Origin of the sequence: Nocardioides malaquae (assembly GCF_015070385.1) — a bacterium.
Taxonomy (GTDB): Bacteria; Actinomycetota; Actinomycetes; order Propionibacteriales; family Nocardioidaceae; genus Nocardioides; species Nocardioides malaquae.
In genome coordinates, this window is record NZ_JADCSA010000007.1 from 1 (window position 1) to 23220 (window position 23220).

Annotated in this window: 22 protein-coding genes; 9 read left to right on the forward strand and 13 right to left on the reverse strand. The window is 72.1% G+C overall.

The window, feature by feature from the left end; translation table 11 throughout:
- Window positions 1-213 precede the first annotated feature (213 nt).
- The 3 genes from IEQ44_RS16910 to msrB are packed head-to-tail and all read left to right on the forward strand — an operon-like array spanning window position 214 to window position 1306.
- Complete coding sequence (locus tag IEQ44_RS16910; protein WP_227487174.1) at window positions 214-498, forward strand: hypothetical protein; 285 nt, start codon at window positions 214-216, stop codon at window positions 496-498.
- Complete coding sequence (locus IEQ44_RS16915) at window positions 482-850, forward strand: GIY-YIG nuclease family protein (RefSeq protein ID WP_227487175.1); 369 nt, start codon at window positions 482-484, stop codon at window positions 848-850. The genes IEQ44_RS16910 and IEQ44_RS16915 overlap by 17 nt, the downstream gene beginning before the upstream one ends.
- 57 nt (window positions 851-907) lie before the next feature.
- Window positions 908-1306, forward strand: coding sequence for a peptide-methionine (R)-S-oxide reductase MsrB (msrB, locus tag IEQ44_RS08405; RefSeq protein WP_193638016.1), 399 nt, complete (start codon window positions 908-910; stop codon window positions 1304-1306).
- A gap of 4 nt (window positions 1307-1310) precedes the next feature.
- On the opposite strand, the gene IEQ44_RS08410 is transcribed toward msrB, so the two are convergent.
- The 4 genes from IEQ44_RS08410 to hemE are packed head-to-tail and all read right to left on the reverse strand — an operon-like array spanning window position 1311 to window position 4975.
- Complete coding sequence (locus IEQ44_RS08410; protein ID WP_193638017.1) at window positions 1311-1742, reverse strand: SRPBCC family protein; 432 nt, start codon at window positions 1740-1742, stop codon at window positions 1311-1313.
- On the reverse strand, window positions 1742-2461 hold the full coding sequence (gene hemQ, locus IEQ44_RS08415) for a hydrogen peroxide-dependent heme synthase (RefSeq protein ID WP_193638018.1): 720 nt from the start codon (window positions 2459-2461) through the stop codon (window positions 1742-1744). Before hemQ ends, IEQ44_RS08410 begins: the two co-directional genes overlap by 1 nt.
- Before the next feature lie 60 nt (window positions 2462-2521).
- Window positions 2522-3928, reverse strand: coding sequence for a protoporphyrinogen oxidase (gene hemG, locus IEQ44_RS08420; RefSeq protein WP_319804576.1), 1407 nt, complete (start codon window positions 3926-3928; stop codon window positions 2522-2524).
- Between the two features lie 3 nt (window positions 3929-3931).
- The gene (gene hemE / locus IEQ44_RS08425) at window positions 3932-4975 is read right to left on the reverse strand and encodes a uroporphyrinogen decarboxylase (RefSeq protein ID WP_193638019.1); all 1044 of its coding nucleotides are present in this window, start codon (window positions 4973-4975) and stop codon (window positions 3932-3934) included.
- A 68-nt stretch (window positions 4976-5043) separates the two neighbouring features.
- On the opposite strand from hemE, the gene IEQ44_RS08430 reads away from it, so the two are divergent.
- Entirely contained in the window at window positions 5044-5670 is a 627-nt protein-coding gene (locus tag IEQ44_RS08430) for a DUF3000 domain-containing protein (RefSeq protein WP_193638020.1), read from the forward strand.
- Window positions 5667-6959, forward strand: coding sequence for a ribonuclease D (locus IEQ44_RS08435; protein WP_193638021.1), 1293 nt, complete (start codon window positions 5667-5669; stop codon window positions 6957-6959). The genes IEQ44_RS08430 and IEQ44_RS08435 overlap by 4 nt, the downstream gene beginning before the upstream one ends.
- An 85-nt stretch (window positions 6960-7044) precedes the next feature.
- Here the strand turns inward: IEQ44_RS08435 and IEQ44_RS08440 are convergent, their stop codons facing one another.
- From IEQ44_RS08440 to IEQ44_RS08455, 4 genes are all read right to left on the reverse strand, one after another.
- Window positions 7045-8577, reverse strand: a complete 1533-nt coding sequence (locus IEQ44_RS08440; RefSeq protein ID WP_193638022.1) for an ABC transporter substrate-binding protein — start codon at window positions 8575-8577, stop codon at window positions 7045-7047.
- A gap of 139 nt (window positions 8578-8716) precedes the next feature.
- Window positions 8717-9325 (reverse strand): hypothetical protein, encoded by a 609-nt coding sequence (locus tag IEQ44_RS08445; protein ID WP_193638023.1) that lies wholly within the window; start codon window positions 9323-9325, stop codon window positions 8717-8719.
- 36 nt (window positions 9326-9361) lie between these two features.
- Window positions 9362-13366 carry an ATP-dependent RNA helicase HrpA gene (gene hrpA / locus IEQ44_RS08450; RefSeq protein ID WP_227487176.1) on the reverse strand — a complete coding sequence of 1335 codons (4005 nt, stop codon included), beginning with the start codon at window positions 13364-13366 and terminating at the stop codon, window positions 9362-9364.
- A 41-nt stretch (window positions 13367-13407) separates the two neighbouring features.
- Window positions 13408-13875: a pyridoxamine 5'-phosphate oxidase family protein gene (locus tag IEQ44_RS08455; protein ID WP_193638025.1), complete on the reverse strand. Its 468-nt coding sequence runs from the start codon at window positions 13873-13875 to the stop codon at window positions 13408-13410.
- On the opposite strand from IEQ44_RS08455, the gene IEQ44_RS08460 reads away from it, so the two are divergent.
- Window positions 13874-14770, forward strand: a complete 897-nt coding sequence (locus IEQ44_RS08460; RefSeq protein WP_227487177.1) for an SDR family NAD(P)-dependent oxidoreductase — start codon at window positions 13874-13876, stop codon at window positions 14768-14770. The two genes, IEQ44_RS08455 and IEQ44_RS08460, sit on opposite strands and share 2 nt — an antisense overlap.
- A gap of 21 nt (window positions 14771-14791) precedes the next feature.
- Here the strand turns inward: IEQ44_RS08460 and IEQ44_RS08465 are convergent, their stop codons facing one another.
- The gene (locus IEQ44_RS08465) at window positions 14792-16189 is read right to left on the reverse strand and encodes a threonine/serine exporter family protein (RefSeq protein WP_193638026.1); all 1398 of its coding nucleotides are present in this window, start codon (window positions 16187-16189) and stop codon (window positions 14792-14794) included.
- Window positions 16190-16307: 118 nt separating this feature from the next.
- On the opposite strand from IEQ44_RS08465, the gene IEQ44_RS08470 reads away from it, so the two are divergent.
- Window positions 16308-17438, forward strand: a complete 1131-nt coding sequence (locus IEQ44_RS08470; protein ID WP_193638027.1) for a glutamate--cysteine ligase — start codon at window positions 16308-16310, stop codon at window positions 17436-17438.
- A gap of 135 nt (window positions 17439-17573) precedes the next feature.
- The gene (locus IEQ44_RS08475; protein WP_193638028.1) at window positions 17574-18497 is read left to right on the forward strand and encodes a hypothetical protein; all 924 of its coding nucleotides are present in this window, start codon (window positions 17574-17576) and stop codon (window positions 18495-18497) included.
- A gap of 84 nt (window positions 18498-18581) precedes the next feature.
- Here IEQ44_RS08475 and IEQ44_RS08480 read toward each other — a convergent pair whose 3' ends face one another.
- Genes IEQ44_RS08480 through IEQ44_RS08490 form a run of 3 tightly spaced genes read right to left on the reverse strand, consistent with a single transcriptional unit; the run spans window position 18582 to window position 21323 of the window.
- Window positions 18582-19511: a hypothetical protein gene (locus IEQ44_RS08480; RefSeq protein ID WP_193638029.1), complete on the reverse strand. Its 930-nt coding sequence runs from the start codon at window positions 19509-19511 to the stop codon at window positions 18582-18584.
- A 36-nt stretch (window positions 19512-19547) separates the two neighbouring features.
- On the reverse strand, window positions 19548-20714 hold the full coding sequence (locus IEQ44_RS08485) for a site-specific DNA-methyltransferase (protein WP_193638030.1): 1167 nt from the start codon (window positions 20712-20714) through the stop codon (window positions 19548-19550).
- Window positions 20715-20726: 12 nt separating this feature from the next.
- Window positions 20727-21323 carry a hypothetical protein gene (locus IEQ44_RS08490; RefSeq protein WP_193638031.1) on the reverse strand — a complete coding sequence of 199 codons (597 nt, stop codon included), beginning with the start codon at window positions 21321-21323 and terminating at the stop codon, window positions 20727-20729.
- On the opposite strand from IEQ44_RS08490, the gene IEQ44_RS08495 reads away from it, so the two are divergent.
- Complete coding sequence (locus IEQ44_RS08495) at window positions 21322-21894, forward strand: mismatch-specific DNA-glycosylase (protein WP_193638032.1); 573 nt, start codon at window positions 21322-21324, stop codon at window positions 21892-21894. The two genes, IEQ44_RS08490 and IEQ44_RS08495, sit on opposite strands and share 2 nt — an antisense overlap.
- A 14-nt stretch (window positions 21895-21908) precedes the next feature.
- Here the strand turns inward: IEQ44_RS08495 and IEQ44_RS08500 are convergent, their stop codons facing one another.
- Entirely contained in the window at window positions 21909-23129 is a 1221-nt protein-coding gene (locus IEQ44_RS08500; protein ID WP_193638033.1) for a calcium-binding protein, read from the reverse strand.
- Window positions 23130-23220: the final 91 nt, after the last annotated feature.

Sequence of the window (23220 nt, forward strand, 5' to 3'; positions counted from 1 at the left end):
GCGCCGTCCCCGGCCGGGAACTCGTCGCGCGACAACACCCCCGCATCCCCCAGCGCCGGGTGCGCGAGCGCCCACGCGTACACACCCTCGAGCTCCTCCACCTGCGCCGCAGCCACCACGACATGGCGCATCCGCAGCTCGTCGAGCAAAGCGCTCGGGGTGAGGTCCTCGTCCATGGGTCAACTCAACCGGAGGGCGCCGACAACTTTGCCAATGCCGAACCACTCCCCTGCCGCGGTTGCGTCCGCCATGCTGGACGGTGTGACCACCTCCCTCACCGGCGACCTCAACCTCGGACACGTGCTCGCCGCTGCAGAGATCGAGCCCCGTGACGTCGTCATGCTGCGGCACACCTACACGCCCGGCGGACTCACTCCCGGAGCCCTCACGCCCCAAGCCGTGCTGGACTACACCCGCGTGCAAGGGGTCGCCTACGAGAACCGCGGGGAGCTCACGGACCGCCCCCGGCTTCGACGACCTGGTGCTGACCTTCGGTGAGCTGACATCCGTGGTCGAAGACTCCCGGTACACGTCGTGGCGGACAGCCCTCGGATCCGTTCAAGGCATCTACCTGATCGCCGACTCTCTGAACGGACGGCTCTACGTGGGCAAGGCCGATGGCTCCGAGCGCATCCTCGGGCGCTGGGCCACGTACGCCCGCGACGGGCACGGCGGCAACACAGGGCTGCTGGAGCTCGCCGAGGTCGATCCTGCGGCCCGGGATCACTTCGTCTTCAGCCTTCTGCGGGTCTTCGGACCAAGCACCCCGACCGCCGACGCGGACGCCGCCGAGTCCCACTTCAAGCGGGCACTGCTGACTCGCCGTCCCCACGGCTACAACCACAACTGAGACGTCGGGAACTGCGTGGCCCCGTCCCCGCTTCCCCACCCTCGTAGGCTTGACCGCATGGGTTACCAGGTGGAGAAGACGGACGCCGAGTGGCGTGAGCAGCTGACGCCGGAGGAGTTCCACGTGCTCCGCGAGGCCGGCACCGAGCGCGCCTTCACCGGCGAGTACGACCAGACGGACACCCCGGGCACCTACTCGTGCCGGGCGTGCGACGCGGAGCTCTTCGTCTCCGACACCAAGTTCCACTCCGGCTGCGGGTGGCCGAGCTTCTACCAGCCGATCACCGACACGATCGAGTACATCGAGGACACTTCGTTCGGCATGAAGCGGGTCGAGGTGCGCTGCGCCAGCTGCGGGTCGCACCTGGGCCACGTCTTCCCCGATGGCTACGGCACCCCGACCGGCGACCGCTACTGCATCAACTCGCTCAGCATCCGCCTCCACGAGAAGGACTGACGGGCTACCCCACGCCCAGGTCGCGCGCGGCCCGACGCAGGTCGGCGAGCACGGGGCGTACGCCCGCAGCGGTCGCCACGCGCCCCAGCGGCGCCCACACGCCGGCGGCGCGCACCTCGAAATCGGCGTGCACGCGGCATCCGAAGGGCGTCGCCGCGAACGTCAGGGTCAGGTCGGCGGAGAACGCGCGCCACACGCCCGACTCCGACCACCGCTCCGGACGCTCGGCCTCGGTCAGCGTCATCCGGGGCCGCAACCCGGGCCAGGTCACGTCGACCCAGCGCAACCCGGCCTCCACCGGGTCGCCGGGCCGCCACCCGTCGAGCAGCTCGACGGCGCGCAGCGACGACTGCCAGCGCGGCCGTTGCGTGGGGTCGACGAGGAAGTCGTACGCACGCTCCGGCGGCACGCCGAAGCCGACGCTGCCGCCGGCCATCAGGGCAGCAGGTCGAGCAGCTCGGCCACCTCGACGCGGGCGCCGGTGTAGAACGGCACCTCCTCGCGCACGTGGCGTCGCGCGTCAGAGGCCCGCAGGTGACGCATGAGGTCGACGATGCGGTAGAGCTCGTCGGCCTCGAAGGCCAGCATCCACTCGTAGTCACCCAGCGCGAACGACGCGACCGTGTTGGCACGCACGTCGACGTAGTCGCGCGCCATCTGACCGTGCTCGGAGAGCATCCGGCGCCGCTCGGAGTCCTCGAGGAGGTACCACTCGTAGGAGCGCACGAACGGGTAGACGCAGATGTGCTTGCGCGGCGTCTCGTCGGCCAGGAACGCCGGGATGTGGCTGCGGTTGAACTCCGCGGGACGGTGCAGCGCCATCTGCGACCACACCGGCTCCAGGCGCGAGCCGAAGGCGGTGCGGCGGAAGCGGTTGTAGGCCGACTGCAGCTGCACCGAGTCCTCGGCGTGCCACCAGACCATCACGTCGGCGTCGGCGCGCAGCCCGGAGACGTCGTAGATGCCACGGACCTTGACGTCCTCCCCCGCCAGGTCGGCGAAGAGGCGCTCGACCTCGGTGGCCTCTGCGGCGCGGTCGGCCTCCCCGAGCACGTCACGCAGCTTGAAGACCGACCACATCGTGTAGCGGATCGTGTCGTTGAGCTCGTTGATGCGGGCGGCGTTGGTCTTCGCTTCAGGCTGCGCGTCACTCATGCAGCCATTGTGCCCCTGCCCGAGGACGGGTTCGACGTGGGTGTGGCCACACCCCGCAGGTCAGCGAGGCAGGTCACGCAGGTGCGCGAGCAAATCCGCCACCGCGCGCTGCGCAGACCCGATCACCGCAGGGATGCCGACACCGTCGTAGGCCGCCCCGGCCACGACGAGCCCCTCCGGAAGAGCGGCACGCACCCGCGCCACGGTCTCCAGGTGCCCGAGCGCATACTGCGGCAGTCCGCCACCCCAGCGCTGCACGTGCACGTCGACCGGTCGTGCCCGCAGCCCGGTGGCCTCGGCCAGGTCGGCCAACGACCAGGCCACGAGCTCGTCGTCGCTGGCCTGCAGCGCGGTGGCCTCGCCGTGCCGGCCCAGCGACGTACGCAGGTGGGCGACGCCCGCGGCGGCACCGGCCCTGCGGATCCAGCCCCACTTCGCGAAGGCGAACGTGGAGGCCTTGATGCGGCGGGCCTCCGTCGGGGGCACCAGGAAGCCCGACGAGCCGGTCGCGTCCAGCCCGGCCACGTCGCTGACGTCGAAGGCGAAGGTCACCACGACCATGGAGGAGTACTCGACACCCGCCAGGTCCGCGCTCGCCGCCGGAGCCACCTCCGCGAGCAACCGCGCGGTGGGGGCGCCGGGCGTCGCGAGCACGACGGCGCGCGCCTCGATCGCCTCGGGCGCCGTCGTCGGCCCGACCACCAGCCGCCAGCCCGAGGGCGTACGCGTGAGCTCGCGCACCGTGACCCCGGTGCGCACCCGCAGGCCCGAGACGTCGTCGACGATGCGCCGGGGCCACGACCCCATGCCGCCGGCGATGCCGGCGAAGACCGGCACGTCGTAGGTCGTGGGGATCGCGGCGGCCTGCTCGAGCAGCGAGCCCCGCTCGGCGAAGGCGACGAGCTGCGGGATGCAGGCGCGGGCGGAGAGCTGGCGCGCGTCACCGGCGTAGACCCCGCCGAGCAAGGGCTCGACCAGCCGGTCGACGACCTCGTCACCGAACCGCTGCGCCACCAGGTCACCCACCGACACGTCGGCGCCCGCCAGGTCGAGGGGCGGCAGCGACGGCTCACGCCTCACCCGCTCCAGCCCCTCCTCGGAGAGCACGCCGGAGGCCTCCAGCGCCGCCAGGTCGAGCGGCACACCCATCAGTGAGCGGGGCAACGGCCGCAGGGCGCCGCGGGTCCAGATGCGTGAGGACGCCACGGTCGGGTGCTCCAGTGCCAGCCCGACGGCCCGGGCCAGGTCGACGCCCTCGGGACGACGGTTGAGCATCGCCTCGGCACCGACGTCGACCCGGACGCCTGCGACCTCGCTGGTCCGGAGCTTGCCGCCCAGGTGGTCGCTGGCCTCCAGCAGCAGGACCTCCTCGCCCGCCTCGGCCAGCGCGCGGGCAGCGGCCAGCCCGGCGATACCGGCCCCGACCACGACGACCGGCGCGCTGGCGCCCTGATCCTGCAGCGGCACGCCTCAGCCCAGCGGGTACTCGTGCACGAAGTCCGTCAGCTTCTTGAGCTGGTCGGGGTCGGTGCTGGGGATGACGCCGTGGCCCAGGTTGAAGATGTGGCCCTTGGCCTTGCGGCCGGCCTCGATGATCGCTCCGGCCCGCGCCGTCATCACCTCGGTGGGGGCGAAGACGAGGGCCGGGTCGAGGTTGCCCTGCACCGCGCGCTCCGGCCCGACGAGCTCGATGCCGCGCTCCAGGGGCGTACGCCAGTCGATGCCGACCACGTCGGCACCCGCCTCACCCATCAGGGTGAGCAGGTTGGTGGTGCCCACGCCGAAGTGGATGCGCGGCACGCCCAGCTCGCCGGCGGCAGCCAGGACCCGCGCGGAGTGGGGCATGACGTGCTCGACGTAGTCCTGCGGGGTCAGCGCGCCCGCCCAGGAGTCGAAGAGCTGCACCGCCGAGGCGCCGGCGTCGACCTGGACCTTGAGGTAGGCCGCGGCGATCTGGCCGATCTTGCGCATCAACGCGTCCCACACATCGGGGGCGCCCAGCATCATGGCCTTGGTCTTCGCGTGGTCCTTCGACGGACCGCCCTCGACCAGGTAGGAGGCGACGGTGAAGGGGGCACCGGCGAAGCCGATCAGCGGGGTCGCGCCGAGCTCGCCGACGAGGCCCTCGACGGCCTGGGTGATGTAGGGCACCTGGTCGGGGGTGAGGTCGGGGATGCGCTCGACGTCGGCCAGCGTGCGCACCGGTTCGGCGATCACGGGGCCGACGCCGGGCACGATGTCGAGGTCGACACCGACCGACTTCAGCGGCAGCACGATGTCGGAGAAGAAGATGGCCGCGTCGACGCCGTAGCGGCGCACGGGCTGCATGGTGATCTCGACGACGAGGTCGGGGTCCATGCAGGAGTCGAGCATGGCGACGCCCTCGCGGACCTTGAGGTACTCCGGCAACGACCGGCCCGCCTGGCGCATGAACCAGACCGGCGTGTGGCTCACCTCCTCCCCACGGGCGGCGGCGAGGAAGACACTGTCGGCTGCTGCGGGGGAGGGGCTCACCCCCCGATCATCGCAGGCCAGCGGCGTGTTGGCACATCGCTGCGGTGGCCCTGACCTAGCGTGGGGCCATGGTCGTGCACTCTCAGGGCCGCCCGGGGTCAGGGGTGGGCGAAACGCCGGTCGCCTTCACGGCGGCGCTCGAGGAGCTGCGTCGAGCCCGGGTGCGTCAGGAGGTCTCCCTCGAGGAGATGCCGGCGCCGCAACGGATCGCCCCCTTCTCGGCCGCCCTGAGCGCCGACGTCGAGGTCGACGACGACGAGGTCGGCACCGGCCGCCTCATCCTGCTGCACGAACCGGCGGGCAACGACGTGTGGCAGGGCACCTTCCGGCTGGTCGCCTATGCCCGCGCCCAGATCGACCCCGAGCTGGTCAACGACCCCCTGCTGGGCGAGGTGGCCTGGACGTGGCTCACCGACGCGCTCACCGCGCACGGCGCCACCTGGCGAGCCGCCTCCGGCACCGTGACCCGGGTGGCCACCGAGAGCTTCGGGCAGATGGACGACGAACCGGGCACGGCCCAGCTCGAGATCCGCGCGTCCTGGACCCCCGACGTCGACGACGACCAGACCTCCCTGCACACCCACGTGGAGGCATGGGGTGAACTTCTCTGCACGGCAGTCGGCCTCCCGCCGGTGCCCGAAGGCGTGGCCGCCTTCCCCCAACGACGCGCACAGCGGAGCTCCACCACCCCATGACAGACGACGACGCACCCGAGACCGGTCCCTACGACGAGGGTGCGGGCACGACCGCTCCTGAGCCTGCCCCGCTGCTGACGCTGAGCGGCGGCATCCCCGACGTCGTCGACACCCCCTCGCGCCTCGAGGAGGCCTGCGACGCGCTCGCCGCCGCCACCGGCCCCATCGCCCTGGACGCGGAGCGCGCGTCGGGCTACCGCTACTCGCAGCGGGCGTACCTGATCCAGCTGCGCCGCGGCGACTCCGGCACCTGGCTCGTCGACCCCGCAGCCTTCGGCCAGGAGCTGCCGCTGCTCGCCGAGGCGATGGGCGACGAGGAGTGGATCCTGCACGCCGCCACCCAGGACCTGCCGTGCCTGCGGGAGGCGGGCCTGGAGCCCACGACCATCTTCGACACCGAGCTGGCGGGCCGACTGCTGGGCCTCCCCCGCGTCGGGCTGGCGACCCTGGTCGAGGAGGTGCTCGGGCTGCGGATGCGCAAGGAGCACTCGGCGGCCGACTGGTCGAAGCGTCCCCTGCCGGACGCCTGGCTGGAGTACGCCGCGCTCGACGTCGAGGTGCTCGTCGAGCTGCGCGACCACATGCAGCGCGAGCTGGAGTCAGCCGGCAAGTGGGAGTGGGCGCAGCAGGAGTTCACCCACCTGCTCGACTTCCGCCCCACCGTGCGCGTCGACGCGTGGCGGCGTACGTCCGGCCTCCACAGCCTGCGCAGCCGGCGGGCCCTGGCGGTGGCCCGCGCCCTGTGGGAGACCCGCGACGAGATCGCCCGGCAGCGCGACGTGACGCCGGGGCGGATCGTGCCGGACTCCGCCCTGGTCGCGGTCGCTGCCGCCCAGCCGCAGAACCGGAACGCCCTGCTGGGCACGAAGGGCTTCCACGGCCGAGGCGCCGACCGCTACGCGCAGAAGTGGCTCGACGCCGTGGCGGCAGGTCTGCAGGTGCCCGAGGGCGACCTTCCGCCCCGCACCCTGCGGGGCGACGGACCGCCGCCGCCGAAGGCCTGGGCCGACCGGGACCCGGTCGCCGACCGCCGCTTCAAGGCCGCGCGGGAGGCGACGCTGCGCATCGCCGAGGAGCACTCGGTGCCGGTGGAGAACCTGATCACGCCCGACTACGTACGCCGCGCCATGTGGACTCCCCCGGCGACCCGTGAGCCCGCCGCCCTGGCCGTCGAGATGCGCGAGCAGCTCGCGGGCTACGGCGCGCGTCCGTGGCAGCTCGACCTGGTCACCGACGCGCTAGTGGAGGCGACGCTCGCCGCGGACGTACCCGAGCCGCCCGCCTCCTGAACCACGGGTCACCACCGCGCGACCCCGTTCCCTCTGTGCGGCCCGTAGGTGTCACTGGGTGACACCTACGGGCCGCGCAAACGGGTCAGGGGGTCTCGGAGGCGTCCTCCGACGGAGCCTCTCGGTCGCCCTCGCCCTCGCCCTCACCCTCGGACTCCGGGTCGACGTACTCCGGGTCGAGGACCGAGCGCGACGCCTCGTCGATCAGCTCGGTGATCTCCTCCAGGTCGATCTCGCCGGGCTCGAGCAGCAGCCGGCGCACGTGCGGCGCCACGGCCGACTCGAGCTCTTCCCACGACTCCAGCAACGGCGGGAACGCGATGCCTCGCACGACGGAGTTGAAGACCCGGGCCCGCTCCGGACGCTGCTCCGGCTGCAGGAAGTCCTCGGAGGCCGCCACCGTGAGGTTGGCCGGCACGGTCGCCCCCGCCCGGGTGACCTCGGCCGTGGCCTCGTCGCTGACGAGGTGCGCGATGAGGTCGGCGGCCTGACCGGGCGTACGCGTGGCGGCGGAGAGGCAGAGACCGTTGACGTCGCCGGTGGTGGCGGCGTTGCCGAGGTAGGGCATCGGCATGACGTTGAAGGCGAGGTCCTTGTGGCCGCGCAGCTCGGGCACGAGACCCCGCTCGCCGGCGATCATCGCCACCTTGCCGCGCGTGAACCACTCCAGGGCGTCACGCTTCTCCAGCCGCTGCTCCGACAGGGTCAGGCTCGCGTCGCGGAGCACCGGCAGGGCCTGCTCCAACGCCTCGCGTGTCTCGTCGGAGGAGAAGGCCAACGTCGTGGGGTTGCGCTCGTCGTCGAAGACCTTGCCGCCGCCTGAGTGGATGAAGGGCGCCAGCCCCTCGACCGTCGGCTCGATGTGCACGCCGGCCACACCGCGGCGCGGCTTCGTGCCGAACTTCGCGGCCGCCGCGAAGTCCTGCATCCACCAGCGGTCCCACCGGTTGGAGACGGCCATCCCGCGCTGCTTCATGACGTCGAAGTCGATGAGCTGCTCGTTGAGGTACATCACCGTCGGCGAGATCGAGTAGGCCATGCACTGCAGGTCGCCGTCGAAGCTGAACGACTCGACCGCGTCGCGGGAGAACTTGTCGCCGAAGTCGACGCCGCGCTCGTCGAGCAGCTCACTCACCGGCCGGTTGAGCTCCTCCTCCATGACCATCCGCAGGTCCTGGCGCGAGAGCAGGAAGACGTCGGGCACCTGGTCCGGGTCGCCCTTCGCCAGGGCCTCGCGGGCCGCCTCCCGGCTGGTCCACTCCACCAGTGAGGCACGGGTCGCGTCGTTGCCCTGGTTGAAGTCGCGCAGCACCGCGTCCCACGCCACCATCTCCTCCTCCGTGCCGAAGGCACCGAAGGTGATCGTGTCGGGCTCCGCCTTCACGGTCGGCTCCTGCGGACCGGGCTCCGGAGCGGTGGTGCCACCGTCGGTGCACCCGGCAGCGACGAGCCCCACGGTGAGTAGGGAGACCAGGGCGAGGACGGGGCGACGGGTGGTCATGGAGCAGTTCTTCTCTCTCGCGGCGTGCGGACGCGGTGGCGCCGGGCGCGACCGCCGGGTCAGCCTACCGATCCGGTGCACGTCGGCCCGGCGTCGACCAGCCGTCAACCGTGGCATCGCCGCAGCGCGCCGGGGCGAGGGAGGGGGTGCACCGGGCTGGGAGCGCCTCTCGGCGCGTGGCCGCTCTAGGCGGCTAATTGTGGGACCCGGGGCTGCCGCAGCCCGGTGCCCCCTCAGTGTAGGTCGGCGATCGGGATCAGACCAGCGCTCCGCGCGACTCGAGGCGTGAGGCCGCCTCCAGCTGCTCGGCGAGCTGGAGCATGCGCACGGTCTCGGCGTGGCTGGCGTGCCCCAGGTGGGCCCGCCCCGTCGCCACCACGTGGGCGAAGGCCGCGGCCCGGTGCAGCACGTCGACGAAGTCGCCCCGCACGATGCCGTGGAGCACCTCGTCGATCATCACCATCACCTGCTCGGGCCCCGGAGGGTCGGCGATCCCGGCCACCACGCCGGCGGCCTGGGCGGTGTCACGACCGGCCCGGAACTCCTCGGCCACGCTCTGCGGGTTGCTGCGCACCCAGGAGGTCAGCAGGTAGAGCCGCCACAGGGTGCCGGCCAGCGAGTCGCTCGGGCAGCCCGACCAGATGTCGGCGAGCACCTCGAGCCCCTCGGTCTCGGCCAGCCGCACCACCCGGTCGATGAGCACCTCGTCGCCGGAGCGGCGTACGCCCCTCACCAGCACGGTCGCAGCCAGCTCACCGGCCTCGCGCATCGCGGCGGGGTCGGCCCCGGTGCGGTCGTCGAAGAAGGCGTCCGTCCGCACGATCGGACGGTGGTGGCGTCGGGGGGTCGAGCGCGGTTCGTCCATGTCGTCAGGCTACGCCCGGCGCCACGCGCCACGACCTCACCCGAGCAGCTTGCGGATCCGCTGGTCGCTGACGGTCTGGGCGGTGCCGAGCTGCTGCGCCCACAGCTGCACCCGGTACTCCTCCAGCATCCAGCGCACCTTCCGCAGCGACTCGTGCGGAGGACGGCCCTCGGGCAGCGCCGCCACCTGGTGCAGGTGGGCGGCCTGGAGGTCACCCACCTGGTCCATCAGCTGCCGGTCGCGCGCGACCTGGCCGGCCAGCTTCTCGCGCCGCTGGACGATCGCGGCCAGGTAGCGGGGGTAGTGGCGCACCTGGGCCAGACCGGCCTCACCGAGGAAGCCCCGGTGCACGAGGCGCTCGAGCTGACCCTTCATGTCGGTCAACGCCGGCAGGGTCTGGATCTCGGCGCGGCCCGAGAGCGCCTTCTCGGCCTCGCGCCACCCGGCCAGCACCGTCGCCAGGTCGTCGAGGGCCCGGGGCATCATGCGCTCCAGCTCGTCACGCGCCGCAGCGAGCAGGGCGTCGTACGCCGCCTCGTCGCGGACCGCGGGTCGCGCGTCGACCAGGTCGCCCACGACCGCCGCACGCAGGTCCTCGACCATCTCCTGCACGTTCGTGTAGGGCGAGGAGGCCAGCGCCAGCTTCTCCAGGTTGGAGAGCCGGCCCAGCAGCGGCTCCGCACTCGGCAGCGCGAGCAGCAGCAGGCGGCGTACGCCCAGGCGGTGCCGCGCCGCGGCTTCGTCGGCGGACCCGAAGACCCCCAGACCCACGGTGCGGCCCTCGTCGACCAGGGCCGGGAATCCCCGCACCTCGTGACCGGCGCGCCGCTGGGTGAACGACTCCTCGATGGTGCCGAACGTCCACGACGTCTGCCCGGTCGAGGTGACCCCGGTGTCCTGGGCGACCTCCGCCATCGCCGCCGCGAACTTCGGCCGCAACGGCGCCTTGAGGGCGTCGAGGTCCTTGCCGGTGGCAGCCACCGCGCCGTCGTCGCCCACGACCCGGAAGGTCGGACGCAGGTGGTCGGGCAGCTTGTCGAGCTGCCACGCCTCGCGCGGCACGTGCACTCCGGTGGTGGCGCGCAGGAAACGCTCGAGCGAGTCGAGGAGCGGTTCCTCGCCCGGGGGCACCGCCGCCAGGAACGCCTTGGCCGTGTTGGGCGCCGGCACGAACGAGACCCGCAGGTGCTTGGGCAACGTGCGGACCAGGTTGACCACGAGCTCCTCGCGCAACCCCGGCACCAGCCAGGAGAAGTCGTCGGCCTCGACCTGGTTGAGGGTGGCGACCGGCACCTCGATGGTGATGCCGTCGTCGGCGGCACCCGGCTCGAAGTGGTAGCTGAGCGAGAAGGTCAGCGCGTCACCGTGCCACTGGGTCGGGAAGTCGCTGGCGGCGACCTCATCGGCCGCCTCGTTGGTCAGCATCTCCAGGTCGAAGGTGAGCAGCTCGGGCCGCTTGCGCCGCTCGTCCTTCCACCACGCGTTGAAGTGGGCGCCGGAGACGACGTCGGCCGGGATCCGCTGGTCGTAGAAGTCGAAGAGGGTGTGCTCGTCGACCACGATGTCGCGTCGCCGCGCCCGGTGCTCGAGCTCCTCGGCCTCGGCGAGCAGCTCGTTGTTGCGGGTGAAGAAGCGGTGCCGACCCGAGGTCAGCTCGCCCCACTCCCCCTGCACCAGAGCGTGGCGGATGAAGAGCTCGCGGGAGAGCTCGGGATCGATGCGGCCGTAGTTGACGGGTCGGTCGGAGACCAGCGGCACCCCGTAGAGCGTCACCTTCTCCATCGCCGTGACGGCGGCCCGCTTCTTCGACCAGTGCGGCTCCGAATAGCTGCGCCGCACCAGGTGGGAACCGAGACGCTCGGCCCACTCCGGCTTGATCGCAGCGTTCTGCCGCGCCCACAACCGCGAGGTCTCGACGAGCTCGCCAGCCATCACGAAGGCCGGGTTGACGCCCTTGAGCGCCGAGCCGGGGAAGATCGCGAACCGCGCGCCGCGAGCACCGACGTACTCGCGCATCGCCCGCCGCTCGGTCGGCTTCGCCCCGGGGCGGGGGCGTTCGCGCTCCTCCAGCGCGCCGATGTGGGAGAGCAGGCCCGAGAGCAGCGCCTGGTGGATGCCGTCGGCGTCGTAGGCGGCGCCACCGCTCTCACCGACCTTGGTGGGCGCGCCGAGGTCGACCTTCATCTCCTTGCAGACTTGGCGCAGCTGCGACTCGAAGTCCTGCCACTCGCGCACGCGCAGGTAGTTGAGGTGCTCGCGGCGGCACATCCGGCGGAAGGCCGACGACGAGAGCTCCTTCTGCTGGGTCTTCAGGTACTGCCACAGGTTGAGCCAGGTGAGGAAGTCGGAGCTCTTGTCCTTGAAGCGGGCGTGCAGCTGGTCGGCCTGGGCCTGCGCCTCGGCCGGCCGTTCGCGCGGGTCCTGCAGCGACAGGGCGGCCGCGATGACGATGACGTCGCGCACGCAACCGAGCCGCTCGGCCTCGAGGATCATCCGGCCCAGCCGCGGGTCGATCGGCAGCCGGGCGAGCCGCTGGCCGATCTTGGTGAGCCGCGGCCCCTGCCGCTCGGACGTCATACGGTCGGGGCGCTGGGAGGCTCCCTCCGTATGACGTCCCGGGGCAGCGCCGCCGACGCGGAAGGCGCCCTGCTGATTCACGCGGAACGCGCCGAGCTCCTCGAGCAGCTGTACGCCCGCGGTGACGTTGCGCTTGTCCGGCGGCTCGACGAAGGGGAACCGCCCGATGTCGCCGAGCCCGAGCCCGGTCATCTGCAGGATGACGCTGGCGAGGTTGGTGCGCAGGATCTCGGGGTCGGTGAACTCGGGGCGCCCCTCGAAGTCCTCCTCCGAGTAGAGCCGGATGGCGATGCCCTCGCTGACGCGGCCGCAGCGCCCCGAACGCTGGTTGGCCGACGCCTGGCTGATCGGCTCGATCGGCAGCCGCTGCACCTTGGTGCGCGCCGAGTAGCGCGAGATGCGCGCGACGCCGGTGTCGACGACGTACTTGATGCCCGGCACCGTCAGCGACGTCTCCGCGACGTTGGTCGCCAGCACCACACGGCGCACCGTCGAGGGGTGCGACGAGAAGACGCGGTGCTGCTCGGCGGCGGAGAGCCGCGAGTAGAGCGGCACGATCTCGAGCCGGTCAGACTTCAGCGCGTCGAAGGCGTCGGCGGTGTCACGGATCTCCCGCTCGCCGGGCAGGAAGACGAGCACGTCGCCGGGGCCCTCGGCCGACAGCTCACGCACCGCGTCGACGATCGCCTCGGTCTGGTCACGGACGACGGTCTCGCCCTCCTCGTCGGTCGAGGAGAGCTCCATGAGCGGGCGGTAACGGACCTCGACGGGGTACGTCCGCCCGGAGACCTCGACGATGGGTGCGGGTGTGCCGTCGCGGTCGGCGAAGTGGCGGGCGAAGCGCTCCACGTCGATGGTGGCCGAGGTGACGATCAGCTTGAGGTCGGGCCGCTTCGGCAGCAGCCGACGCAGGTAGCCGAGGAGGAAGTCGATGTTGAGGCTGCGCTCGTGGGCCTCGTCGATGATGATCGTGTCGTACTTGCGCAGCATCCGGTCACGCTGGAGCTCGGCGAGCAGGATGCCGTCGGTCATCAGCTTGACCCGACTCGAGCGTGAGGTCTGGTCGGTGAAACGCACCTGGTAGCCGACGACGTCGCCCAGGCCGGTGCCGATGCCGTCGGCGGCCAGCTCCTCGCTGATCCGCTCCGCGACCGAGCGGGCAGCGATCCGGCGAGGCTGGGTGTGTCCGATCAACCCGCCCGTGGCCTTGTCGCCGCGCCCGCGACGCCGCCCACGACCGAGCTCAAGACAGATCTTGGGCAGCTGGGTGGTCTTGCCCGACCCGGTCTCACCCGCCACGATCACGACCTGGTGGTCGCGGATCGCCTCGGCGATGTCGTCGCGACGCTGCGAGACCGGCAGGTGCTCGGGGTAGGTGATCCGGAGCCCCTCGAAGGGCTGACCGTCACCGCGGGGGGCGCCGGCGGTCACGGGCTGGTCAGGCTGCTGCGGGGGTGCGGACATCGTGGACCCCATTGTGCCTGCGTCAGTCTGGACGGCGCAGTTCAGGACCGGCGCGGCTCGGGGTGGTGCCAGCCGGTCTCGCCCACGTGGCGTCCGGAGACGTGACCGACCTCGATGCGCAGCACCATGGGTCGGCGGCCTCCGGCCCACGGGGTGGCGCTCTGCTCGGTGGGCGAGGAGAAGACGGTGTTGAACTCGTCCATCGCCCGCTCGCAACGACCCGTCACGACGACGCTCCAGCCGGCGTGGTGGGCGGTGTCCAGCTCGTCGACCTCGAAGGCCACCGGGTGGCCGGGGGCATGGGTGGCCAGCTCGGAGTAGGACGTGGTGCGGAACTCGACGTGGCCCTCGCGCAGGACGTAGTTGACCGGCACGATGCGCGGGCCGTCGTCGCCGACGTAGGCGACGCGACCGACCTGCTGGGTCGAGAGCAGCTGCCAGCACTCGTCGCGCGAGAGCTCGACGGCCGACCCGATCCGGGCGTGGGACTCTCCTCGGCTCTGGTCCATGTCGGCATCGTCCCACGTCAGGGCCGGGCTCGTCGCCCCCTGCGCGGCGGACCGCTACGGTCTGGCCATGCACACCCTCCAGGGCAAGGTCGTGGTCATCACCGGAGCGGCGTCAGGCATCGGTCGTGCCCTGGCGCTACGGGCTGCGGGCTGCGGCGCCCGGCTGGCGCTCAGCGACGTCGACGCGACCGGGTTGGCGCAGACCGGCGAGCAGGCCACCGCCGCGGGCGCCAAGGGCGTGCACACCCGGGTCGTCGACGTCAGTGACCGCGCGGCGGTCGAGGCCTGGGCCGCGGAGGTGGCGGCGCACTACGGCTGGGTGGACGCCGTGGTCAACAACGCCGGCGTCTCGCTCACCGGTGACTTCGCCGAGCTCGACCCCGCCGACATGGAGTGGATCATGGGGGTGAACTTCTGGGGCGTGGTGCACGGCTCCCGCGCCTTCCTGCCCCACCTGATCGCCTCGGGCGACGGTCACCTCGTCAACATCTCCTCGCTCTTCGGCCTGGTCTCGATGCCGTCGCAGAGCCTCTACAACGCTTCGAAGTACGCGGTGCGCGGCCTGAGCGAGTCGCTGCGGGAGGAGATGCTGGTCGCCGGCCACCCGGTGCAGGTGACCGTCGTGCACCCCGGCGGGATCCGGACCGGCATCGCCCGCAACGGCCGCGCCGCGGGGCGCCACGACCTGGCCGAGACCGCCCGCCGCTTCGACGAGAAGCTGGCGCGCACCACCGCCGACGAGGCGGCGCGGGTGATCCTCGAGGGCATGCTGAAGGGTCGGGCGCGCCTGCTGGTGGGCGCCGACGCCCACGTGGTGCACCACCTCGCCCGCCTGGTCGGTGCCCGCTACCAGGACGTGGTGGCGCGGTTCGCCAAGCGGTTCGAGTCGTCCTGAGCCGATCGCCTCAGCCTCCGCTCACAGCTCTTCGACGACCGATCCCTCGTCGCGGCGGCGTCGACGCCGTTCCCGCTCGCTGGCGCGCGAGCGGGGCCGGAACACTCCCACGAGCCGGGGCCCGGCAAGGCGTTGCTCGAGGCGGCGCGCCTCACGCTTGACCGGCTGGGCGACGAACTCGCCGAGGATGACGCCGGAGGCCAGCGCGAGCGCCACCGAACCGGCCGTCGCCATGGCGAGCAGGCCCTCGGACGTGGAGGCGCCCTCCTGCGTGAGCAGCGAGAGTCCGCGGTAGATCGAGAGACCCGGCAGCAGCGGGACGACGGCGGGCACGACCACCACGAGCGGGGGCACTCGCACGCGTCCCGCGACGGCGTACGCCACGAGGCCGATCGCCAGGGCCGCACCGGCCGCTGCCCACGGACGGTCGAGCCCGGTGTCGACGACGAGGCGGTAGATCGCGGCGGCGACGCCGCCGATCGCCGCGATCGGCAGCAACGAGCGGCGGGGCGCGTAGACCGAGAAGGCGAAGGCGGCCGCGCAGAGCGCCGAACCGAGCACCAGCACGCCGATGTCCTGCCATCCCGAGAGCCCGGGCTCGTAGCGTCCGATGTCGACGCCGATGAGCTTGCCGAAGGAGAGTCCGCCACTGACACCGGCGACGATGCCGACGGTGGCCATCATCGCCTCGGTGATGCGTGCGGTGCCGGTCAGGTAGAAGCCTGAGAGCGCATCCTGCAGGGCGCCCATGAAACCGATGCCGGCGAGCAGGATGATGATGTTGGCGGTGACCACCAGCGACGGGTCGGCGTCGAGCGGGGTGGCTGCGACCGCCACCGCGATCAGGCTCGCGACGACGCCGCCCACCACCTGCAGGTAGAAGTTGGGCAGCCGCTGCTTGGCGAGCACGAGCTGGATCCGGTCGATGAGGACGGCGGCCACGAACGCGACCGTCACCACCAGCCAGTCGCCGCCGAGGAAGAGGCCGACCGAGGCGCCGGTCACGCCCGTCGCCACGCTGATCGCCCACCGCGGCGTGGAGGGCCCCACCGAGACGATCGTGGCCATCCGGTTGCGCGCCAGGTAGAGGTCGAGCTCGCCGGCCAGCAGGTCGCGCACGAGGTGGTCGACCTTGGTGACGTCGTCGTAGTCGATGGTGCGCTGGTAGACCTGCCGGATCATCACCAGCGTCGGCTCGGACGGGTCGTACTGGTAGCTCATCGAGACCTGGGTGAAGGTCACGTCGATGTCGATGTGGTGGCGCAGGCCCAGGTGCTGGGCGACCGCCCGCATGGTTGCGGTGACGTCGGCCGCGCCCGCGCCGTTGCTGAGCAGCATCTCGCCGATGCGCAGGCAGAGGTCGATGGAGAGGTTCAGTTCCTTGACGTCGGTCTCGTCTGGGTGAGGCACCTTGGACATGGTGCCAGTCGTCCCCAACGGCGGCGGCGCCCACACCCGGGGCGTCATCGCGGGCGTACGCCCCCACGCACCCGCGCGATGACGTCACGGGTGGCGACCGCTCCCCTAGGGTGGGCTCGTGCGCATCGACTTCACGCCGTCGCCCCGACCCACCGTGGGCGTGGAGTGGGAGCTGGCGCTGGTCGACCGCACCAGCCGCGACCTCGCCAACCGGGCGAGCGACCTCTTCGCCGCTGCCCAGCCGCACCTCCCCCACCCCGAGCGACTCCACCGCGAGCTGCTGCGCAACACGGTCGAGGTGGTGACCGGTGTCTGCGACAACGCCCGGCAGGCCACCGGGCAGATGCGCGACACCCTGCGCGCCGTGCTGCCGGTGGCCGACGAGCTGGGCCTGGACCTCTTCGGCGCCGGGGCGCACCCCTTCGCGAGCTGGTCGGGACAGCAGCTGAGCAGCGGGCACCGCTACGAGGAGCTGATCAACCGCACCCAGTGGTGGGGGCGTCAGATGCTGATCTGGGGCGTGCACGTGCACGTCGGCCTGCCCGAGCGGGGGCGGGTGCTGGGCGTGCTCAACGGGCTGCTCAACCACTACCCCCACCTGCTGGCCCTCTCCGCCTCGTCGCCGGTCTGGGCGGGGGTCGACACCGGCTACGCCTCCACCCGGGCCCTGATGTTCCAGCAGCTGCCGACCGCGGGCCTGCCCTTCCAGTTCACCGACTGGGCGGAGTACGAGGCCTTCGCGCACGACCAGCTCACCACCGGCGTCATCGACGAGCTCTCCGAGATCCGGTGGGACGTGCGTCCGGCACCCCACCTGGGCACGGTCGAGCACCGGGTCTGCGACGGTGTCTCCACGCTGGAGGAGCTCGGCGCCCTGACCGCGCTCGTGCACTGCCTGGCCATCGACCTCGACGACCGGTTGGCGGCCGGCGAGGAGGTCGGCACCCTGCCGCCCTGGCACGTGCAGGAGAACAAGTGGCGCGCCGCCCGCTACGGGCTCGACGCGATCGTCATCCTCGACGCGCAGAGCAACGAGAAGCTGGTCACCGACGACCTGGCCGACACGCTGGAGCGCCTCGAACCGGTCGCCCGCCGCCTGGACTGCGTCGAGGAGCTGCGCAGCGTCGACGACCTCCTCCGCCGTGGCGCCTCCTACCAGCGCCAGCGCGCGGTGGCCGCGGCGACCGGTGGTGACCTCGTGGCGGTCGTCGACTCGGTGGTCACCGAGCTGCGCGAGTCGTTGGCCTGAGCTGCAGGGCCCGTGCACCTCGCGTCATCGGAGGTTTCTGGTCACCTGGTGACTGAAGTCCTCCGATGACGTCGCGTAGGGGTGACTCTCCACAGGCCATCCACGGCGAGGCTCGGATCGCGGGACGATGTCGGGGTGGACTGGGAGGAGCTGACGCGGCGTCAGGAAGGTCTGGTGGCCCGGCGACAGCTGCTGGCCCTGGGGCTGGGTGACCACGACGTACGCCGGATGCTGCGCCGCCGTGACCTCACCGCCGTGCACCGTGGCGTCTTCGTGGCGCACACGGGTCCGCTGTCGTGGCGGCAGCGGGCGTGGGCTGCTGTCCTGTTCCTCCATCCCGCCGCACTGTGGGGCCCGTCGGCCCTCGCCGCTGAACGCTCCCGGTCCGACTCCCCACCCGGCCCCCTTCACGTGGCAGTCGACGAGCTCCGCCGGGTGGACCCTCCGGACGGCGTCGTCGTCCACCGAGTCAGCCGGCTCGCCAGCGTCGCCCGCCTGCAGGCCTCCCCACCCCGGATGAAGATCGAGCTCGCGGTCCTGGACACAGCGGGTGCCGCGCGTGGCGAGCTCGACCGGATCGCGGCGGTGACCGACGCGGTCCAGTCCCGTCTGGTCACCCCGGGACGTCTGCGAGACGCGTTGGAGGTGCGTCCGAAGCTGCGCCACCGGGCTCACCTGCGACAGCTGCTGCGCGACCTGGAGCTGGGCACCGACTCGGCGCTCGAGCACGGCTACCTCGTGCGGGTCGAACGGGCCCACGGGCTTCCGGTGGGGCAGCGTCAGAGCCGGCTCGTGGGGCAGGCCGAACGCCGCGACGTGAAGTACGAGGGCGGGCGCGTCGTCGTCGAGCTCGACAGTCGGGCGTACCACTCGCTCGCGCGGGAACGCTACGTCGACCTCGAGCGCGACGTCACTGCCGCGCTGGCCGGCTTCCACACCGTGCGGATCGGGTGGGGACAGGTGTTCCACACACCGTGCCGCACCGCCGTCCACCTCGCCGAGCTGCTCCGGCTTCGCGGGTGGACCGGAGAGCTGCTCCGCTGCGACCAATGTCCGTGAGGCCCGTACATCTGGCGTCATCGGAGGTTTCTGGTCACCTGGTGCCTGAACTCCTCCGATGACGTCGCGCGCAGCGCGGCAGCGCTACGCCTGCAGAAGCTCCTCGCGCTCCTGGGCCAGTCGGGTGCGCCGCTCGTCGATCGCCGACAGGCGCGCGCACAGCTCGGCGTCGAGGTGGGCCAGGGTCTGCAGGGTGTGGTTGACGCGCCGGCTCGCCCCGTCGATCCGGGTGGCCACCGACCAGTCGCTGAAGATGTTGTCGAACCACACGTCGAAGACCTTGGTCAGCTCGGTGACCCCCACCCCGCCGACCGGGCCGATGCCGACGTCGGCGAGCTCGGTCGCGAGGTGGTGCAGCGCGGCGTCGGCGTCGCGGAGCAGCTCGGCGGCCCGGTCGAGTTTCTGGTGCTTGACCATGTCGGCCATCAGCCCGCCGCCGAAGAAGGTGTCGTAGGTGGCCCAGTTGCCGGCCTGGCCCAGGTGCTTGGCCGCGGCGGCGAGCACCTGTCCGGCGTGTCGGCAGGCGGTCAGGGCCTCGACGACCTCCTGCCGGTCGGCCTCCAGGCGTCCCGTCGCCTCCGCCACCTCGGCCAACCGGGCTCCCTCCACGCTGTCGGGCGCCAGCTCGGCCTCCCGCGCCGACAGCGCCGCCGCCCACCGCTCGTCGAGCAGCCCCAGCCCGTTGAGCCGGCGCACCAGCTCCGCCTGCTCGCGCAGCGCGGCCTGCCACCGGGCGTGCTCGGTGGCGTACGCGTACTCCGCGGCGCGCGCCTCGGCCTGCTCGCGGTCGAGGTCGTCGAGTCGACGGCCACGCACGGCCGAGAGGACCCGGGTCAGCGACATCGACTCGAGCTTCTCGACGTCGCGGCGTTCGGCGGCGAGGTGCTGCGACGCCTGCTGGACGCGTTCCTCGAGGAGCTCGACCTCTTGGCTGGCGGCGGCGTGCCGCGCCGTCAGGTGGTCGCGCTCGGCCCGCAGGCGGGCCACCTCGGTGATCTCGGCGAGGGTGTCCATGGCCGCGATCCTAGGGGGCCGTCGGCCCCGTCGTGCTCAGCGCTCCTCCAGGCCGCCACCGACGTGCTCGGCGACGGCGCGCAACCGCGCGCGGGTGATGTCGGCGACCGTACGCAGACCGGCGAGGTCGGCGTTCGACCCCGGGCGCACCGGCTCGGCGACGTTGACCGAGAGGCAGGTGCGGCTGCCCCCGTCGGCGGCGTTGAGCAGCGCGACCGCGTGGCCGGTTGTACCGCTGCCGGCGAAGGGGTCCAGCACCCGGGCGTCGGCCGGCATCGTGCGCAGCACCCGGCGCACCAGACCGGTCGGCTTGGGCGACTCGAAGACGTGGCCGACCAGCTGCTTGAGCTCGGCGACCGCCGTGTCCGTGGAGCCGACCTCCTCGGAGTGCCAGATGGTGCGCAACTTCTTGCGCCGCCCGCCGGGCGACTCGAGCCAGTCACGCTGGAAGACGTCGACGCGTGCTCCCTGCCGGCCCTTGATCTCCCGGCACTCGAGGTCGTCGGGGCGTTCGTCGATGCGCGGACGCGACCAGCGCCAGACGGCGGGCCGGCCGTCACCGAAGACCGGCAGGACCTCCACGGCGCCCTCGAAGGGGGTCGTGGCGACGCGCCCGGATTCAGGGTCGCCCCACACCGGGAAGTGCAGGCTCGGGGAGGTCACGGGGTTGAACTTCTTGTTGGTGTTGCGCAGCGGCAGGCGCCGGTAGGCCCGACCGTCGTCGGTGCGCAGCCCGAAGTCTGCGGGGTCGACGGTGTCGGAGGTCCGGGCGTCGAGCAGGCACGACCTCGCCTCACGGGCGTAGACGAGGAGGTACTCGTGGTCGGTCGCGAATCCTCCTCCCAGCTGCCGTCCCTTGGGGTTGAGGTTGACCACCACCTGCGCCAGGAAGTTGTGCTCCCCGAAGACCTCGTCGAGCAGCAGTCGGAGCCGCGCCTGCTCGTTGTCGTCGATGCTGATGGCGAGCGCACCGGTGGGGGCGAGCACCGCCCGCATCGCCTCCAGCCGCGGCCGCATGAAGTCCACCCAGGCCGCGTGCCGGCCGGCGCGTCCCCCGTCGGCGCCGCGGAAGTCGTCGACGTAGGAGAAGAGCGAGCCGGTGTTGTAGGGCGGGTCGGTCACGACCAGGTCGATGCTGCCGGGCGCCAGACCCTGCATCACCGCGAGGTTGTCGCCCTCGACGAAGGTGTTCCAGACGCCCACGCCGAAACGACCTCAGGGAGCCGCGTCGACGGCGACGACCGCCAGCCACGTGGTCGGCACCAGGCACTGGGTGGCGGTGGCCATGCTCTTCTCGACGACGACGTTGAGACCTCCGTCGATCAGCTCGACCGTGTAGTCCTTCGGCGCGTCGCAGCCCACGGCCAGGACCAGCCCGTAGGCCGTCGTCCCGTCGCCGACCTGTGCGGCGGCGGCGTCGACCTTGCGCACCAGGCGGGCCGGCGCGTTGGCCGGCAGCCAGTCACGCACGGCCTCCTCGGAGGTGAGCGGAGTGGCGGTGCCCGGCTCCATGCGCAGTCGCGCCTGGGAGAAGGCCGCCAACTCGGTGAAGTCGACCTCTCCGCTGCGGGGGGCGGGCACGGTGCCGCCCGACGGCTCGGCGGTCACGCTGGGTGTGGGCTCGGCAGAGGGCTCGTCGGCGGGCTCGTCGGAGCCACAGGCGCTCACCAGCGCGCCACAGAGCGCGAGACCGGCGAGGGTGGCGAGGCGGCGGGAGGCGAGGTGAGTGTCCATGGTGATGAGACGATAGCCGCGCCCGACCGGTTCCCGCCGAGGACCAGCCGGCTTGGACTGGCTACCCTCACTGGCCATGGCCCGCTTCTCCCGCGCCGAGCTCGAGTCCTTCCGCGACGCGGAGGTGCCGGACCTGATCGGCGACGACGTCCGCCTGCTCTTCGTCGGCATCAACCCCGGCCTGTGGACCGCGGCGACGCAGACCCACTTCGCCCACCCCGTCAACCGGTTCTACCCGGCGCTGCTGCGCGCCGGGATCCTCGAGCGCGCGATCGACCCGGCGGCCGGGATGAGCGACGAGGACCGGGCGTACGTCCGTGGTCGCGGCATCGGCATCACCAACCTGGTGCGCCGGGCCACCGCCCGGGCCGACGAGCTGACCCGCGAGGAGCTGCGCGTCGGGGCGGAGCAGCTGCGAGCGACGGTCGAACGGGCCGCCCCGCGGGTGGTCGCGGTGGCCGGGATCACCGCCTACCGACAGGCGTTCGGCCTGCCGAAGGCGGTGACGGGGCTCCAGCCGGAGAGGTTGGCCGGTGCCGAGCTGTGGGTGGTGCCCAACCCGTCGGGCCTCAACGCCCACCACACGGTGGAGACGCTGGCCGTCGAGTACGCAGCGCCGGCCCGCGCTGCGGGACTGCTGAGCGCCTGAAGGCGCTGTACTGATCAACGCCTCACGGCGTAGGGCGAGCGCGCCTCGGCGCGGGCCTCCGCCTCGGCGTCGACCGCGTCCGGGCCGTAGGGCCAGTCGGCGGGCACCTCGTCCCAGCCGATCACCTCGACGACCTCACAGTCGTCGTAGCCGGAGTAGTTCTGGATCGCGTCCTCGGGGTCCTGGTAGCCCACGAAGTAGACCCGGTCGTAGCCCATGTTGCAGTGGATGCGGTCGTGGTCGCCGTCGGGCAGCACGTAGATGACGTCGTTGCCCTCCTCACCGTAGACCTGGTCGCGGCCGGGCCCCATGTAGAAGACGTCGTTGCCCTCGTCGCCGCTCACGTCGTTGTCGTGGCCGGCACCGTCGATCAGCAGGTCGTCGCCCATGTCGCCGTCCATGTGGTCGTTGCCCGCGCCGCCGTAGACCTTGTCGTTGCCGGCGCCACCGGAGACGTGGTCGTGGCCCTCGCCGCCGAAGGCGAGGTCGTCACCCGCACCACCGTAGACACCGCCGGGCTCGTTGGGCTTGCCGGCGCGGGTACGCACGTCGTCACCGGCACCGCCGAAGAGGACGTCGTTGCCGTCGCCGCCGAAGACGATGTCGCTGCCGTCGTCACCGTGCATCTCGTCCGCACCGGGGTTGCCGAACATCTCGTCGTTGCCGTCGTCACCGTGCAGCAGGTCGTCGCCGTCGTTGCCGTAGAGCAGGTCGTGGTCCTCGCCGCCGAAGATCTCGTCGATGCCGGGGCCGCCCATGGCGGTGTCGTTGCCCGGTCCGCCATAGATCTCGTCGTCGCCCTCACCGCCCTGGAGGCCCAGACCGGTGGCGATCTTGATGTTGTCGTCACCGGGGCCGCCGTGCAGCCAGTCGTTGTCGGGGCCGGCCTGGATCACGTCACGCCCCGCACCACCCCAGAGGCGGTCGTGGCCGCCCTGACCGACCAGCCGGTCGTTGCCGCGGTCACCCTTGCCGCGGTCGTCGTCGGGGCCGAGCAGGATGTTGTCGCGGCCCGGTCCGCCCCACACCTGGTCGGTGCCGGGGCCGGCGAAGATCGTGTCGTTGCCGCGCAGTCCCGAGACCCGGTCGTCGCCGGCGAAGGAGTGCATGGTGTTGGCCTTGGCGTTGCCGCGCATCACGTCGTCGCCGCGACTTCCCTTGCGCATGGCCGACGCGGCACCGGCGCTGAACGCGACCAGCGCGAGCGCGACGAAGAGGACAAGAAGACGACGCATGGGTTCCTCCCGAGAACCTGGCCGCTGCTCTGGGGGCGGCCATAGAGGCGTACCCCCCTACTATCCCCAAACTTGGGTATGGTATGCCAAT